Below are 17,533 nucleotides of genomic sequence, written 5' to 3'. Positions count from 1 at the left end.
GGAGTTCGGGAAGAACGGGTCAGCGGGCGTCGAGCGCGAACAGGGCGTCCACGCACGCGTGCAGGGCGGGGGAGTCGAGGATCATGTGGCCGCCGCGCACCCGCTGCACCCGGCAGGGCCCCGTCGTCTCGTCCTGCCAGGCGGCCAGCCCCGCGTCGTCCACCACCGGGTCGAGGTCGCCGGCCACCACCTGCACCGGGCAGGACAGCGGCGGCAGTTCGGGCCGCCGGTAGGTCTCGGTCATCCGCAGGTCGGCGCGCAGCGGCGGCAGGAACACCTCCAGCAGCTCCGGGCTCTGCTCCACCGCGGGCAGGGTGCCCTGCAGGGCACGCAGGCCGTGCAGCAGCGCCGGGGTGGGCGCGTCGTGCAGCGCAGCGAGCGGGTGCGGGACCGCGGGGGCGTTGCGGCCGGAGACGATCAGGGCCAGCGGCGGGCCGGCCGCTGTGGCGGCCAGCCGGTGCGCCAGCTCGAAGGCGACCAGCGCGCCGAAGCTGTGGCCGAACAGGACGTAGGGGCCGTCGGCGGCGGCCGCCAGCTCGGCGGTGAGCACGTCGAGGAGGGCGCCGGGCTCGTGGAGCAGCGGCTCGCGCCGCCGGGTGCCGTGGCCGGGCAGTTCCACCGGGGTCACCCGGGCGGAAGCGGCGAACCGCCCGCGCCAGGGGTGGAACGCCACCGCGCTGCCGCCGGCGTGCGGCAGGCACAGCAGTCGGGGAAGGGCCGGGTCGAGGAGCACTGCTTCGGCCTCCAGGAAGTTCCGGGCGCGTGCGCCCGACTCCCCGGCAGCTCCCGGGAGCCGGGCGGACGCGCAGGTCGCAGGGCATGCCCGGGGCCTTGGCGGCGGCGGGCGGAGGCGTCCTCGGCCGCCGCGGCGACACCGCCGCGGGCCCGGGAGCGCCCGCGTCGATCCTTGCCGCTGAAGGGGCCGCGCTGCGACGGCCGCGGGTACTCATCCTTTCTGCCCGCGCCCCGCGCGGGCGCGCCCGCGCACCTCCCCCTTGGGTACCGGATCGGCCCGGACGGCCCGTCACGCAATTCATCACGTGTGGTGAAGCACGAGGCAGGGCCCGCTGATTACGGTTGGGCCCCGGGCCGACCGCGATCCGAACCCGTGGCCGGCCCGCCAGGAACGGCCGAAGGAACACCCGACCCGCCCTCACCTGCTCAGCCCGGCCCCGCCGCCCCAGCCCCGCACCGCGACCGCACCGACCGCACCGCGGACCGCGGCGGGCGCCCCCGGCGGGCACCCACGGCGGCGCGTCCGGCCGTCACGCCCCATCCCGCCCGCACCCCGGAGGCCGCCGCATGCCCGAAGAGACCGTCGCCCTGGAGGAGATCCTCGCCGAACTGAAGGCGTTCGTGGAGAAGCGCTTCCTGCCCGAGGGCACGGCCGGCCTCGACACCGACGCCCCGCTGCTCCAGCTCGGCATCCTCACCTCGCTCAACACCACCGAGCTGATCGCCCACATACAGGACCAGTACCGGCTCTACATCCCGCCCGAGCACATCGTCGGCCGCAACTTCAAGACGCTGGACGCCATCAGCGGCCTGGTCTTCCGGCTGCAGGGCGACCCCGCCGCGATGGCCTGATCCACCCACACCGACCGTATGAGGAGCAGTCTTGTCCGCAGTCGACTACGACATCGGAATCATCGGCGGGGGCCCGGCGGGCTCCACCGCGGCCAGCTACCTTGCCCGGGCCGGCCTGTCCGTGGCGGTCTTCGAGGGTGAAACCTTCCCCCGGCCGCACGTCGGGGAGTCCCTGGTGCCCGCCACCACCCCGGTGCTGCGCGACATCGGCGCCCTGGAGCTGGTCGAGAAGGCCGGCTTCCCCCGCAAGTTCGGCGCGGCCTGGACCTCGGCCGCCCCCAAGGGCATCCCCACCCTCGGCTTCTCCGGCCTGTCCCACGGACTGGGCGCCGCCGAGATCGAGTTCGACGAGCGCGACCAGCCCGGCGTCGAGCAGGCCCACACCTACCACGTGGACCGCGGCAAGTTCGACCAGCTGCTGCTCCAGCACGCCAACTCCTGCGGCGCCAAGGTGCTGGAGGACACCCGCATCGGCAGCGTCGACTTCTCCGGCGAGCACCCGGTGCTGCGCCCCGTGCGCGGCAAGGACGACGGCTGGACCGTGCGCATGGTGGTCGACGCCAGCGGCCGCGGCACCATGCTCGGCCGCCAGCTGAAGCTGAAGGTGCCCGACCCGGTCTTCAACCAGTACGCCGTGCACGCCTGGTTCGACGGCCTGGACCGCACCGCGCTCTCGCACGACAAGAAGAAGGCCGACTACATCTTCATCCACTTCCTGCCCATCACCGACACCTGGGTGTGGCAGATCCCGATCACCGACACCATCACCAGCGTCGGGGTCGTCACGCAGAAGAAGCACTTCACCGCCTCCAAGGACGACCTGGAGGGCTTCTTCTGGGAGTGCGTCGGCAGCCGCCCCGAACTGCGCAGCGCCCTGCGGGACTCCGAGCGGGTCCGCCCGTTCAAGGCCGAGGGCGACTACAGCTACGGCATGAAGGAGATCACCGGCGACAAGTGGGTGCTGATCGGCGACGCCGCCCGCTTCGTCGACCCGATCTTCTCCAGCGGGGTCAGCGTCGCGCTCAACAGCGCCCGCATCGCCACCAAGGACATCATCGCCGCCGCCGCGGCCGGCGACTTCACCAAGCCGCGGTTCGCCGAGTACGAGCGCACCCTGCGCCGCGGGGTCAGCAACTGGTACGAGTTCATCTCCATCTACTACCGCCTCAACATCCTGTTCACGGCCTTCGTGCAGGACCCGCGGTACCGGCTGGACGTGCTGAAGATGCTCCAGGGCGACGTCTACGACGACGACGAGCCGCGGGCGCTGGCCGCGATGCGCAAGATCGTCACGGCGGTCGAGAGCGATCCCGACCACCTGTGGCACCAGCACCTGGGCAGCATGACCACCCCCTCCGGGGCGGCGCTGCTGAAATGACCTCCACAGCAGCCGACGCGGTGGCGATCGTCGGGGCGGGCTGCCGCTTCCCCGGCGGAGCGGCGGGCCCGGACGCCTTCTGGCGCCTGCTGCGGGACGGGACGGACGTCATCACCGAGGTCCCCCCGTCCCGCTGGGACCTGGCCCGCACCTACGATCCCGACCCGGACGCGCCCGGCCGGTCCTACGCCCGCTGGGGCGGATTCCTGCCGGACGTCACCCGCTTCGACGCGGGCTTCTTCGGCATCGCGCCGCGCGAGGCCCGCCAGATCGACCCACAGCAGCGGCTGCTGATCGAGGTCGCCTGGGAGGCGCTGGAGGACGCCGGCATCGTGCCGGGCACGCTGGCCGGCACCCGCACCTCGGTGTGGTCCGGCGGCCTCGGCGTCGACTACTTCCTGCGGCACGCCCAGGAAGCCGGCCGCAACGGCATCGACCCCTGGTACGCCTCGGGGAAGGAGGCGAGCTTCGGGCCCGGCCGGCTGTCCTACCTGCTGGGCCTGAACGGGCCCAGCGTCGCGCTGAGCACCGCCTGCTCCTCCTCGCTGGTGGCCGCCCACCTGGCCCGGCAGAGCCTGCTGGCCGGCGAGTCGGACACCGCGCTGGTCGCCGGTGTGAACGTGCTGCTCGCACCGGAGCTGACCATCTTCATGTCCAAGGTCGGCGCCATGGCCAGGGACGGCCGCTGCAAGACCTTCGACGCCTCGGCCGACGGCATCGTCCGCGGCGACGGCTGCGTCGTCCTGGTCCTCAAGCGCCTGTCCGACGCCCTCGCCGACGGCGACCGGGTGATCGCCGTGGTCCGCGGCTCCGCGGTCAACCACGACGGGCACAGCGCGGGCCTGACCGTGCCCAGCGCCGCGGCCCAGCAGGCGCTGCTGCGCGACGCGCTGGCCTCGGCCGGTGCGGCGCCCGCCGACATCGGCTTCGTGGAGGCGCACGGCACCGGCACCCCGCTCGGCGACCCGCTGGAGATGAGCGCCCTGGCCCGCGTGCTGGGCGAGGGCCGCGACGCCGAACATCCGCTGCTGGTCGGCTCCTTGAAGACCAACTTCGGCCACACCGACGCCGCCGCCGGCGCCGCCGGGCTGCTCAAGGCGGCCCTCGCGGTACGGCACGGCCAGATCCCCCCGCACCTGCACCTGCGCCGCCCCACCCCCGCGATCCGCTGGGACCGCTGGCCCGTGCGGGTGCCCACCGAACTGACCGACTGGCCGCAGGACACCCCGCGGCTGGCCGGGGTGAGCGCCTTCGGCCTGAGCGGCACCAACGCGCACGTCGTGGTCGAGGCGCCCCCGGAGCGGGCGCCGGCCGCCGATTCCGGCGCCCGCTCCGGCGCGGCCACCCGTGTCCTCGCGCTGTCCGCCCGCTCCGGCGAGGCGCTGCGGGCCCTGGCCCGCGCCCACCGCGACCGCCTGCACGCCGAGCCGGACGCCGACGCGGCGCCCTGGACCGCCGGCGCCGCACGGCTGCGCACCCACCACGCCGAGCACCGCCTCGCCGTCACCGGCGCCACCCGCGCCGAACTCGCCGCCCGCCTCGCGGACTTCCTCGACGCGCCCGCCCCGGCGGACGACGAGGACCGGCCGCTTCCGGACGAGGACGCCGAACGCCTGCCGGTCTGCTTCGTGTTCTCCGGGCAGGGCGGCCAGTGGCCCGGCATGGGCCGCGAACTCCTCACCGCCGAACCCGTGTTCGCCGCGGCCCTGGCCGAGGTGGACGCGGCGGTGCGCGAGGAGGCCGGATGGTCGCCCGCCGAGGAGCTGACGGCCGCCCCCGGGCGGTCCCGGCTCACCGACACCGCGGTCGCCCAGCCCGTCGTCTTCGCCCTCCAGGTCGCCGCCGCCGCGCTGTGGCGGTCCTGGGGCATCGAGCCGGCCGCCGTGATCGGCCACAGCATGGGCGAGATCGCCGCCGCGCACGTCGCCGGGGCGCTGAGCCTGCCCGACGCGGTCCGGATCGTCGTCCACCGCGGCCGCCTCCTGCACCGGTCCGCCGACAAGGGCCGGATGGCCGCCGTCGCTCTGCCCGAGGCCGAACTGCTGCCACTGCTGGCCCGCTTCGGCGACGACCTCGCGCTCGCCGCCGTCAACGGCCCCTCGTCCAGCGTGGTGTCGGGCACCGACGCCGCCGTCACCTCGCTCACCGCCGACCTCGCCGCCCGCGGGGTCACCTGCCGCGACATGCCCGGCGGCTACGCCTTCCACAGCCCGCAGATGGCCCCGCACCAGGCCGAGCTGACGAAGCTGCTCGCCGATCTGCGGCCGGCGGCCCCGGCCGTGCCGGTGCTGCGGACGAGCGGCGCCGTCGGGGAGGGGGCCGAGGCTGCCTTCGACGCGGACTACTGGGGCCGCAACGTGCGCGAGCCGGTGCGGTTCGCCGACGCCATGGCCCGCGCCCTGGACGCCGGGCACCGCGTCTTCCTGGAGATCGGTCCGCACCCGGTGCTCGCCCAGCCGATCGTGCAGGCCATGGCGGCGGCGGGCGTCGAGGGGCAGGTCGTGCCGACCCTGCGGCGCGACACCGACGCGGTGCGGACCTCGCGCGCCGCGCTCGCCGAACTGTACGCGGCGGGGGCCGAGATCGCGTGGCGCGAGGTCGAGCCCGACCCCGAGCCCGCACGCGACCTGCCGCGCTACCCCTGGCAGGGGGAGCCGCTGTGGTTCGAGGTGCCCGAGGGGGCGCGGGGCGAGGGGGTCGCCGCGGCAGACGCGGCGACCGGGCCCATGAGCGCCGCCACCGAGGCCGCTGCCGCAACCACGGCCGGGACCGCTGCCGCTTACGCCGCGAACGGCGCCCCCGAGGCAGCCGCGGGCGGGACCGGGCCCAACGGGACGGCTTACGCCACGCGGGCCGCCGGCGGCTCTGGCGCCGGAGCGCCTGCCACGGGCGCCTGGCCGGCCGCTGGAGCCACCGCTGTGGGCGCCGTCGCTGCCGGCGACACCGCCGCGGCGCCCGGTCCCCTCGGTGCCGCCCTGCCCGGCGAACTCCGGGGCGAGCTGCGGCTGTTCGACGCCGCGGGGAATCTCGTCGCCGAGTCCGCCGAGCTGCGGCTGCGCACAGACGGGCAGCCTGCGGCCGTACCCGCGCAGCGCCGGGCCGCTGCGCCCGCCCCCGCACACGCCGCCTCCGCCGAGGCCCCGGCCGTCACGCCGCGCATGGACAACGGCGCGCTGGCCGACCTCGTCGCCTCCGCCGCCGCAAAGGTGCTCGGGCTCGCCTCCGCCGCCAAGGTCGGGCGCGCCCGCGGCTTCTCCGACCTCGGCATGGACAGCCTCGGCGCCGTCGAGCTGTGCAAGGTCCTGGAACGCTCGCTCGGCCTGCGGCTGCCCAAGACCGCGGCCTTCGACCACCCGACGGTGCAGCGCCTGGCCGCCCACCTCGGCGACCTCCTCGACCGGCAGCAGCCCGCCCCCGCCGCGCCCGCGGCCCTGGCACCCGCCGCCCCGGCGGCTCCGGAGCCGATCGCGATCGTCGGCGTCGGCTGCCGCTTCCCGGGCGCCGCGGACGGCCCCGACGCCTACTGGCGGCTGCTCACCGACGCCGAGGACGCCGTCACCCGCGCCCCCGAGGGCCGCTTCGACGACTCCCGCCTGTGGTGGGGCGGCTTCCTTGCGGACGCCGACGGCTTCGACGCCCCCTTCTTCCGCATCCCGCCGCGCGAGGCCAAGGTCATGGACCCGCAGCAGCGGATGTTCCTGGAGGTCGCCTGGGAGGCCCTGGAGCACGCGGGCATCCCGCCGGCCGGACTGGAGGGCAGCCGCACCGGGGTGTTCCTCGGCATCAACTCCACCGACTACGCCCAGCGCGTGGCCGCCCGCAGCGTGGACGCCTTCTACGGCACAGGAACCTCCTTCAGCGCCGCCGCCGGGCGCCTGTCCTACCTGCTCGGCCTGCGCGGACCCAGCATCGCCGTGGACACCGCCTGCTCCTCCTCGCTGGTCGCGATCCACCTGGCCGCCGCCAGCCTGCGCAGGGGCGAGAGCGACCTGGCCGTCGCCGCGGGTGTCAACCTCATCCTGGACACCACCATCCACCGTGCCAGCGGCGCGGCCGGCGCCCTGGCCGCCGACGGCCGCTGCAAGACCTTCGACGCGGCCGCCGACGGCTACACCCGTGGCGAGGGCTGCGGCGCCGTCGTCCTCAAGCCGCTGTCGGCCGCCCGCCGCGACGGCGACCGGGTGCTGGCCCTCGTGCTCGGCTCCGCGGTCAACCAGGACGGCGCGAGCAGCGGCTTCACCGCCCCCAACGGCCCGGCCCAGGAGGAGCTGCTGCGCACCGCCTTCGCCGACGCCCGCGTCACCCCCGCCGACCTCGACTACGTGGAGGCCCACGGCACCGGCACCCCGCTCGGCGACCCGATCGAACTGCGCGCCCTGGGCGCCGCGTTGAGCGAGCGCCCGGCCGGCCTGGACGCCTGCCTGGTCGGCTCGGTGAAGACCAACATCGGCCACCTGGAGGCCGCTTCGGGGATCGCGGGCGTGATCAAGACAGTGCTGGCGCTGCACCACGAAGCCCTCCCCGCCCACCTGCACTTCCACCGGCCGAGCCCGGACATCCCCTGGTCCGAACTGCCCCTCCGGGTGCCCACGCGGCTGCGTCCCTGGCGCCGCGGAACCCGCCGCCGCGTCGCGGGCGTGAGCGCCTTCGGCTTCAGCGGCACGAACGCGCACGTGGTCCTCGCCGAGGCGCCGCAGGAGGCGGGGGAGCCGGGCACGGGCTCGCGCGGACCGGCCGGCCAGGCGGTCCCGCCCGACGCCACGGCCTCAGGCGGGCGGTCCGGTGCCCCCGGACGGCCCTACGGGGCCGCGGAGGTGCCCGCTGCCCGCGCACACGCGCCGGCAGATGGCGCCGGGGCCGCCGGGAGCAGCGAAGGCGCCGCCCCGACCGCCGAGCCGGCGTCCGGCGGCCACGACCACCCCGCCACACCTGGCGGGAGCCCGTCCGCGAGCCGCGAACTCCCCTCCGGCGGGGCCGAGCCGGCGTCCCGGAACCCCGAACGCCCCCACGTGCTCGCCCTGTCCGCCGCCTCCGCACGTTCGCTGCGGGCGCGGGCCGCCGCCCACCGCGACCTGCTCGCCGGCACTGGAGCGCCCGAGCCGGCGGACCTCGCCGCGACCCTCGCGCTGCGCCGCTCGCACCTGGATCATCGCCTCGTCGTCGTCGGCAGCGACCGCGCCGAACTCGCCGAGCGGCTCGACGCGTTCGCCGAAGGGCGCGACGCCCCCGGCACGGCGTTCGCCCGGGCGGCCGAGCGGGCCCGCGGGCCGGTGTTCGTCTTCTCCGGGCACGGCTCGTACTGGCCCGGCATGGCGCAGCCGCTCGCCCACCGCAACCCGGCCTTCCGCGAGGCGCTCGCCGCCTGCGACCGCGCGCTGTCCGCCTTCCTGGACTGGTCGCCCGCCGAGGTGATCGCCGCCGGCACCGAGCCCGCCGACGAACTCGACCGCCAGATCCTGCTGTTCGCCGTGCAGTACGCCCTGGTGGCCGCCTGGCGCGACCTCGGCGTGGAGCCCGCGGCCGTCGTCGGCCACAGCATGGGCGAGGTGTCGGCCGCGCTGTGCGCGGGCGTCCTGGAACTGCCGCAGGCCGCCGAGGTCATGGTGCGCCGCACCCGGCTGCTGCGCGCCCTGGTCGGCCAGGGCGGCATGGCCGTCGTCGGCCTCGACGCCGATCAGACCGAGCACGAGATCGCCCCCTACGGCCGCCGGTTGTGCGTCGCCATCGTCAACTCCCGTGCCTCCACGGTCGTCTCCGGTGAGAGCGCCGCCTTGAAGGAACTCGGCGCGGGCCTGAAGCAGCGCAACGTCTTCTTCCGCGCGGTGGACGCGGGCGGCCCCGCGCACAGCCCCTGGGCCGAGCCGCTGCGCGCCGAACTCGTCGAGGCCCTGACCGGGCGACTGCGACCGGCCGCGCCCAAGGTGCCGATGTACTCCTCGGTGGACGGCGCCCTCGTCGCCGCCAGGCCGCTGGATGCCGCCTACTGGGGCGACAACCTGCGGTTGCCCGTACGGTTCGCCGACGCGGTGCGGGCCGCCGCGGGCGACGGCCACGACACCTTCGTGGAACTCTCCGCGCACCCGATCCAGCTCACCCCCATCGAGCAGGAGCTGCGGGCCGAGGGCACCGATGGGCTGCTCGTGCCCTCGCTGCTGCGCCGCGTCGACGGCGAAGTCGCCCTGCTCACCGCCTTCGGCGCCCTGCACGCGGGCGGCGCGACCGTGGACTGGCGGCGGCTGCACCCGAGCCCCGGCGCCCCGGTCACCACCCCCGCCTACCCGTGGGAGCACCGCCGCTACTGGGTGGAGGACCGGCCCGCGGTGGTCGGCACCGGCGGCGGCCACCCGCTGACCGCGCGTACGGTGCGGGCCGGCGGCGCCACCGTCGTGGAGTGCGACCTGGACGCCGACCTGGTGGCCGCCCTCGGCGGCGACGCCGGCCCCCAGGTGCCCGCGGCTGCCTGGCTGGAGCTTGCGGTGGCCGCCGCCCGCACCGCGCTCGGCCCCGGCCGCGCCGTCCGGCTGACCGACGTCGCCTTCGACGCGCCCCTGCCGCTGCCCGCGGACGGCACCGCCACCGTCCAACTCGTTCTGACCCGCGCGGCCGACGCCCCCGGCGCCCACCGCTTCGCGATCACCGCCCCGGACGGCGCCCGCACCCTGACCCTCGCCACGGGCACCGCCCGCCCGTCGGGCCCCCGCGAGGCCGCCCCGGCGCTTCCCCGCACGGAAGTCGACGCGGGCGTGCGCGAGCGGATCGCCGAACTCGCGGCCCCGGCCGAGGTGGTGGGCGCGTGGTCCGAAGGGGGCCGCCTGGCAGTGGAGTTGCGCTGCCCCCCGCCCACCATGCGCTGGCACCTCACCCCCGCCGTTGTCGAACTCGCCCTGCGTGCAGCGCGATTCCTCGACGCCCAGGTCTCCGCGAAGGACGGCTCCGCCGCGAGTGGCGGTGCCCCCGGCGGCGGTACGGACGCACTCGCGGCCCCCGCGCTGTCCGCCACAGGCAGCAACGGCGGTTCCAGCGCCCGTACGCAGGAGCCCCGGCCCGCCAACGTCGGCGCTTCCGGCGGCCGTACGAACGGAGCGGCGGATTCCGACGTATCCCGTGCAGGTGGGAAGGGCGGCTCCGGCGACCGTGGGGAGAGCTCCCCGGCTGCCGCGGCCTCCGGCGGAGCCGCCGCGGTGAACGGTTCCGGTGCGCGTACGGACGGCTCGGCGAGCGCCGAGGGTTCCCCGGCCGCAGCCGGCGGTTCCGGTGCGCGTACGAAGGGCGTGGCAGAGGGCCCGGGTGCGTCCCGAACCGCGGCCAACGGGTCGGATGGACGTACGAACGGCTCCTCGGGCGCCGTGGCCTCTGGTGCCGCCGCGCGATCGGCGTCGGCCGCACTGGCTGCATCGGGCGCAAGCGGTACCGGCGCAGACAGTGCCGCCGCCGACAGCCCGGCCGGCAGCGCTTCGGGCGTCGCCTACGACGCCACCGCGCTGCCCGTGGCGATCGGGGCCGTCACCGTCCACGCGGTGCCCGGCGAGCACGTCATCCTGCACATCGGGCCCGCCGCGGACGGCGACCCCACGACGGCCGATGTCCTGATCGCCGATCCGGACGGCCGCCCGCTGGTCGACCTCGCCGGTATCCGCTCGGCCGCACCGGCCGGGCGCCCGCTGGACCAGGACGCGGCCCGCCGCTATGCCGCACGCGTCCACGTCCCCGGCTGGGAGGAGTTGCCGGCCGACCTCGCCGCACCGGACGGGAGCGCCCCGCGCGGCGGGCAGGCAGGAGCGACGGCGCCGGCCACGTCGGGCGCAACCGCCGTACACGGGACGTCCGTTGGCACCGACCTGACGGCGAAGCCCGCCGCTTCCGCCCGGCGCGGCACGTCCGCGGCTGCCGACCGCGGCACTCCTGCGGGCACCGCGACCCCAGCCCTCGGCACCCTCCTGCTCGTCGCCGACGCCGGCGGTGTCGGCGAGGCGCTTGCCGCGGCTCTGGAGGAGCGGGGAGCGTCCCCGCGGATCGTACGGTCCGGGCCCGCGACCACGCTGCGGGAGCGGCTGGCCGCCGCACTCAAGGAACTGGGCGCCGGGGAAGGGTGCGCCGCCGTCGTGCACCTGGCCGGACTCGACCTGCCCGCCGGGCTGCCGGACCCGGCGGGGATCGCGCAGGCGTGCGCGGCCGCCGCCGAGGTCACCGGGGCTGTCGCGGCGGCCGGGGCCGGGGCCCGCCTGTGGTGGGTGACCCGGGGCGCCGTCGCCGTGGACGACCTGGAGGAAGCCGGGCCCGGACCGGCCGCGCTGCGCCGGGCGGCCGTCGTCGCCGGTGTGGAGCAGCCCACCGCGTGGGGCGGGGCGCTCGACCTGGACCCGCTGTCCGCGGGGCCCGCCGCCGACGCGGCCGCCGTCCTCGCCGAGATCGAGCGGCGCCTCACACCGGACCAGGCCCCCGAGGACCGGATCGCGCTGCGCGCCGGGCGGCGCCTGGCCGAGCGGGTGCTGCCCGCCCCGGCCGCCCCGGCGCTGCCGCCTCCGCTGCGGCTGGACGCCGGGCGCAGCTACCTGGTCGCCGGGGCCGCGGGCCCGCTCGCCGAGCAGGTCACGACATGGCTGACCGCCCGCGGCGCCGGACAGGTCGTCGGCGTCCCACAGGTCGAGGACGCCGGGCACGCGGCAAAACTGATCACGGGTCAGGATCTACCTGTCGGCGGCGTCGTCTGGCTCGGCGCGGACTGGAACCTGCCGGCCGGCGGCACGCCCGACGCCGACGCGCTGGAGGCCGCCCTGACCGAGCGCGCGAGCGGCGCCTGGCTGCTGCACCAGGCGTGCCAGGAGACCGGCACGCGGCCGGAGCTGTTCCAGGTGTGGAGCACGGTGGCCGGCAGCTGGGGCGCCATCGGCGCCGGGGCGCAGGCCCCCGTGGACGCGGCCCTGACCGCGCTCGTCGCCCACCGCAGGGCCCGCGGGCTGCCCGCGACGTCCGTGGCGTGGGCGCCCTGGGGCGAAGTCGGCCGGCTCGACCGGGACAGCGCCCAGCGCCTGAACCGCAGCGGTATGACCCCGCTCACCACCGCCGAGGGCACCGAACTCCTCGACCAAGTCACGGCGTTCGGCCCGGCCGCCGTCGAGATCGCCGACGTCGACTGGGGGTTGCTGCTGCCGCTCTACCGGCAGGCACTGCCTTTCCCGCTGTTCGACGTGCTCGCGGCCCGGAACGAGGCCGCGCCCGGCGACGCCGACGCCCTGCTGGAGCGGCTGCGCGCGCTGCCCGCCGAGGGCCGCGCCGAACTGGTCCTGGAATGCGTGCTGGAGGAGGTCGCGGTGGTGCTCGGCCTGGACGGGCCGGACGAACTCGAGCCGCGGCAGGGCTTCTTCGAGCTGGGCCTGAACTCCATCACGGCCCTGGAGATGAAGGTCAGGCTGGAACGCAGGTTCGGCTGCCCGCTGCCGGCGACGCTGGCCTTCGAGCACCCCAACGGGCAGGCGCTCGCCGCCTTCCTGGCCACCGAGGCGCTGGGCGCGGACACCCCGCCCGCCGCCGGCCCCACCGACCGCGCTGCCGGAGGTCTCCCATCAGGCGGCTCACCCTCCGGCAGCGCGACCGCCCCGGCCGCCGCGCCCGCGACGGGGGCCGCGCGCGACCTGACGGCAGCCCCGGCCCAGGACGGCGGCACCCAGGAGAGCAGCCCCGAGATCACCGACGAGAGCACGGACGAGCTCGCCGCCCGGCTGGACGCCGAACTGGCCGCCGTCACCTCGCTGTTCGAGCAGGAGGAGCGATGAACCAGCCCACCGCCGCGGCCGACGCCGACCTGCGCGGCCGCTTCGCCCAGGCCGTGCAGACCATCACCCGTCTGCGCACCCTGGTCGAGGACCAGCGCGCGGCCCTGCACGCGCCCGTCGCCGTCGTCGGCATCGGCTGCCGCTTCCCCGGCGGCGCCGACTCGCCCGAGGCCATGTGGCGGCTGCTGAGCGAGGGCGTGGACGCCATCGGCCCCTTCCCGGCGGACCGCTGGGACACCGCCCCCTACTACGACCCGGACCCGGAGGTCCCCGCCACCGCGTACGTGCTGGACGGCGGCTTCCTGGACCGTGTCGACACCTTCGACGCCCAGCTGTTCGGCATCGCCCCGGCCGAGGCCACCGGCATGGACCCCCAGCAGCGCATCGCCCTGGAGGTCGCCTGGGAGGCGCTGGAGGACGCCGGAATACCGCCGGACTCCCTGGACGGCTCACGCACCGGGGTGTTCATGGGCGCCAGCACCGGCGACTACGTGCGCATGCGCCAGCAGTTCGGCGCCCCCGAGGGCATCGACGGCTACCAGATCCTCGGCGAGAACAGCTTCATCGCCGGCCGCATCGCCCACACCTTCGGGCTGCGCGGCCCCGCCCAGGTGGTCGACACCGCCTGCTCGTCCTCGCTGCTCGCGGTCCGCCAGGCGTGCCAGTCGCTGCGCCTGGGCGAGACCGACCTCGCGCTGGCCGGCGGCGTGAACGTGATCCTGTCGCCCTACGGCTTCGTGCTGGTCAGCAAGGCGGGCGCGGTGGCCCGCGACGGGCGCTGCAAGGCGTTCGACGCCGCCGCTGACGGCTACGGGCGCGGCGAGGGCTGCGGCGTGGTCGTGCTCAAGCGCCTGTCCGACGCGCTCGCCGACGGCGACCGGGTGCTGGCCGTCGTCCGCGGCGGCGCCGTCAACCACGACGGGCGCGCCAGCGGCATCTCCGTACCCAGCGCGCAGGCCCAGCAGGAGGTGATCCGGGCCGCCCTGGCGGACGCCGGGCTGCCGGCCGGGCGGGTCGGCTACGTGGAGGCCCACGGCACCGGCACCGCGCTCGGCGACCCCATCGAACTGCGCAGCCTGGAACGGGTGCTGGGCGCAGAGCGCCCGAAGGACCGGCCCCTGCTGGTGGGTTCGGTGAAGACCAACATGGGCCACCTGGAGGCCGCCGCCGGCATTGCCGGGCTGATCAAGGCGGTGCTCGCGGTGCGGCACGGCGAGATCCCGGCCAGCCTGCACTTCCGCACCCCCAACCCCAACATCGAATGGGAGCGGCTGCACCTCGCCGTCGCCGCCGAGCACACCGCCTGGCCCTCCGACGGGCAGCCGCGCGTGGCGGGCCTGAGCTCCTTCGGCGCCAGCGGCACCAACGTGCACCTGCTCATCGAGGAGCCGCCGCCGGTACCGGCACCGGCCGGGCAGGACGCGCCGGCCCGCCCGGCCGAACTCGTCGTCGCCTCCGCCCGCGGCGAGGCCGCCCTGCACGTCCAGGCGAGCCGCTGGGCCGACCACCTGGCCGCCCACCCGGGCACGCCGCTGCCCGCTCTCGCCCGCACCGCCGCCACCGGACGGGCCGCCCAGCAGGTCCGCGCCGCCTTCACCGCCACCAGTACGGCCGAACTCAGCGAGCAGCTGCGGGCGTTCGCCGACGGCCACGGACCCGCTCCGCGCCGGGCGCTGCCCGCCCACCGGGCCAGGACCGCCCTGCTCTTCCCCGGCCAGGGCGCTCAGTTCGCCGGCATGGGCCGCCAACTCCACGCCACAGAACCGGTCTTCCGCGACGCCCTGGACACCTGCGCGGACCTGCTGGCCGGCCAGCTCGAACGGCCGCTGCTGGACGTGCTGTTCGGCTCGGATGACGGCGCGGACGGCGCAGGCGGTGCTGGCGACAAGAACGGCGCGGGCGACGGCCGCGCGGGCGGCGAGCTGGGCCGCACCGCCTTCACCCAGCCCGCCCTCTTCGCCGTCGAGTACGCCCTGGCCGCGCTGTGGCGCTCCTGGGGCCTGCGGCCCGCCGCCCTGATCGGCCACAGCGTGGGGGAGTATGCGGCCGTGTGCGTCGCGGGCGCCGTCGAACTCCCCGACGCCCTGCGGCTGATCGCCCTGCGCGCCCGCCTGATGGACTCCGTGCGCACCCCCGGCGCCATGCTCGCCCTGCCGCTGGGCGAGGAGGCCGCCCTGCGCGCCATCGGCGACCGCACCGACCGCGTCGCCCTGGCCGCGCTCAACGGCCCCCAGGACACGGTGATCTCCGGCGCCGCCGACGCCGTCGAGGAGATCGCGGCGGAACTGGCCGCAGCAGGTGTCGAGGGCCGCCGCCTCGCCGTCTCGCACGCCTTCCACTCGCCGCTGCTCGACCCGGTGCTCGCGCCCCTCGAAGAGGCCGCCGCCGCGGTGGAGTTCCGCGAGCCGGCCATCCCGGTGTACTCCAACCTCACCGGCGAGAAGCTGGACCGCGCCACCCTCTCCGACCCCGCCTACTGGTCCCGGCACGCCCGCCGGCCGGTCCGCTTCCACCAGGGGCTGCTGGCCCTCGCCCGCTCCGGCGCCGGCGCCTTCGTGGAGGTGGGTCCAGGCCGCACCCTGCTCGGCCTGGGCAGCCGCGTGCTGCCCGGCCAGGACCTGCTGTGGCTGCCCTCGCTGCGGCGCGGCAGGCAGGAGAACGCCCAGCTCCTCGACAGCCTCGGCACCCTCTTCACCTGGGGCGCCCCCGTGGACCTCCGCGCCCTGCACGGCCCCGCCACCCCGCGGCACGTGCCCCTGCCGACCTACGCCTTCCAGCGCCGCCCGCTCGCCTTCCCCCTCGCCGAGGACGGCAGGACCGGCCTGGCCGGACCGGCGGCCGGGCAGCGCGCCGCCGAGGAGGACACCGGCACCCTGCGCTACACCGTCCGCTGGCAGCAGGCCCCCGCCTCCGCCGCCCCCGAGGCCCCCGCCGGGCGCACCCTCCTGCTCGCCGGCGCCGAAGCCGGCTCCCGCGACCTCGCCGCGGACCTCGCCGCCCGCCTCACCGCCCGCGGCGGCACCGCCGTCACCCTCCATCTCGCCCCGGACGCGGACGCGGCGGACGACCCCGCCGTGCTGCCTCCAGGCGACCCCGCCCGGCTGCGCGCCCTGCTCGCCGAGCACGCCCCCCTGGACCGGATCGTGCACCTGGCCTCGCTCGACACGCCCTTGGGCGACGAGGCCACCGCGGGCGACCTCGCCCGCGCCCGGGTCACCGGCCCCGAGACCGCCGTCCACCTGCTCCAGGCCCTCGCCGAGGGTGCCGGGGCGGGCCCCGCGGGCAGCCCGAAGCTGTGGCTGGTCACCCGCGGCGCCCAGGCCACCGGCGAGAAGGACCCGGCCGACGGGCTCGCCGGCGGCATGCTCACCGGCCTCGGCAAGGTCGCCGCCCTGGAGCAGTCCGCGCTGTGGGGCGGCAGCGTCGACCTGGACCCGGCGGGCGGCGGCGCCGGCGACCTGCTCGCCGAACTGCTGCACGCCGACGCGGAGGACGAGGTCGCCCTGCGGGCCGGCGAGCGATGGGTGCCCCGGCTCGTGCCCGAGCCCGGCGCCCCCGCCGCACCGCCCGCGCTGCGCCCCGACGCCTCCTACCTGATCACCGGCGGTCTCGGCGGGCTCGGCCTGACCCTGGCCGGCTGGCTCGCCGACCGCGGCGCCCGCCACGTCGTCCTCACCGGCCGCTCGGGCCTGCCGCCGCGCGAGCAGTGGGACGCCCTGGTCACGGAAACCGGGGGCGCCGGGGGAGCCGGGGAGGCAGCGGTAGCGGCGGAGGCCCCCGGAGCCGAGGGCGGGAACCCGGCCGCCGCACGCCTACGGGCCGTCCGCGAGCTGGAGGGCCGCGGCGTACAGGTCACCGTGGCCCGCGCCGACGTCACCGACGAGGACGCCATGCGCGAGGTGCTGGCCGCCGCGGCGGCCGCCGGCCACCCCGTGCGGGGCGTCATCCACGCCGCCGGGCTCGCCGGCGCCCGGAACATCGACGAGGCCGAGCCCGGCGAGCTCCACGCCGTGCTGCAACCCAAGGTCGAGGGCGCCTGGACACTGCACCGCCTGCTGGCGGGGGCCGAACCGGACTTCCTGGTCCTGATGTCCTCCATCGCGGCCGTCTGGGGCTCCGCGCACCTGGCCGGATACGCCGCGGCCAACCGCTTCCTGGACGGCCTGGCCGCCTACCGCCGGGCCACCGGCCGCCCCGCGCTCAGCGTCGCCTGGGGCCCGTGGAACGTCGCCAGCGGCCTGGGCGGCGACGACCTGCTCGCCCGCCTCGAAGCCCTCGGCCTGCGCGCCCTCGACGCCCCCACCGGCCTCGCCGAACTCGGCGGCCTGCTGGCGGCCGACGGCACCCGGGGCGGCCACGCGGTCGTCTCCGGCGCCGACTGGCAGACCCTCAAGCCGCTGCTGGAGTCCCGCCGCGCCCGCCCCCTGCTCGCCGGCATCGAGGCCGCCGGGCCCGGCGAGGACGGCGGAGCCCCCTCCACGCAGCTCACCGCAGTGCTCGCCGCCCCCGCCGAGGGCCGCGAGGCCCTGCTCGACGGCTACGTACGCGATGCTCTGGCCGCCCAACTAGGCGTGCCCCGCGCTGAGATCACCGACGACATCGACCTGTTGGAGATGGGGCTGGACTCCCTCGGCGTCAGCCAGCTCATCGCCCGCTACCGCAAGGAGCTGGCCCTCCGCCTGGAGCCGCGGCCCTTCTTCGAGGTGCCCGCCATCGGCTGGGGGCGGCTGCTCGCCGAGGAGGTGGCCCGCCAGCACCCGGCCCCGCAGGAGCACTGAGCCCCGAAAGGGCCGCA

At 76.9% G+C, this 17,533-nt stretch carries 5 protein-coding genes; 4 read left to right on the top strand and 1 reads right to left on the bottom strand.

Annotated features, from left to right (window positions below):
- Window positions 1-19: 19 nt before the first annotated feature.
- Window positions 20-733 carry a thioesterase II family protein gene (locus BLR33_RS10490; RefSeq protein WP_176930219.1) on the bottom strand — a complete coding sequence of 238 codons (714 nt, stop codon included), beginning with the start codon at window positions 731-733 and terminating at the stop codon, window positions 20-22.
- Window positions 734-1,302: 569 nt separating this feature from the next.
- Between BLR33_RS10490 and BLR33_RS10485 the strand changes: the two genes are divergently transcribed.
- From BLR33_RS10485 to BLR33_RS10470, 4 genes are read left to right on the top strand one after another with little or no spacing between them, the layout of a single operon-like run.
- A complete protein-coding gene (locus BLR33_RS10485; protein WP_093784062.1) occupies window positions 1,303-1,587 on the top strand; it encodes a phosphopantetheine-binding protein in 285 nt (94 codons plus the stop codon).
- A gap of 31 nt (window positions 1,588-1,618) precedes the next feature.
- Window positions 1,619-2,965, top strand: coding sequence for an NAD(P)/FAD-dependent oxidoreductase (locus BLR33_RS10480; RefSeq protein ID WP_093784061.1), 1,347 nt, complete (start codon window positions 1,619-1,621; stop codon window positions 2,963-2,965).
- Window positions 2,962-12,738, top strand: coding sequence for a type I polyketide synthase (locus BLR33_RS10475; protein ID WP_093784060.1), 9,777 nt, complete (start codon window positions 2,962-2,964; stop codon window positions 12,736-12,738). The genes BLR33_RS10480 and BLR33_RS10475 overlap by 4 nt, the downstream gene beginning before the upstream one ends.
- Window positions 12,735-17,516 (top strand): SDR family NAD(P)-dependent oxidoreductase, encoded by a 4,782-nt coding sequence (locus BLR33_RS10470; protein ID WP_093784059.1) that lies wholly within the window; start codon window positions 12,735-12,737, stop codon window positions 17,514-17,516. The genes BLR33_RS10475 and BLR33_RS10470 overlap by 4 nt, the downstream gene beginning before the upstream one ends.
- Window positions 17,517-17,533 lie beyond the last annotated feature (17 nt).

It is taken from the genome of Actinacidiphila guanduensis (assembly GCF_900103985.1).
Classification (GTDB): domain Bacteria; phylum Actinomycetota; class Actinomycetes; order Streptomycetales; family Streptomycetaceae; genus Actinacidiphila; species Actinacidiphila guanduensis.
The sequence above is the reverse complement of the archived record's forward strand: the minus strand, read 5'-3'. Positions and strand labels throughout refer to the sequence as shown.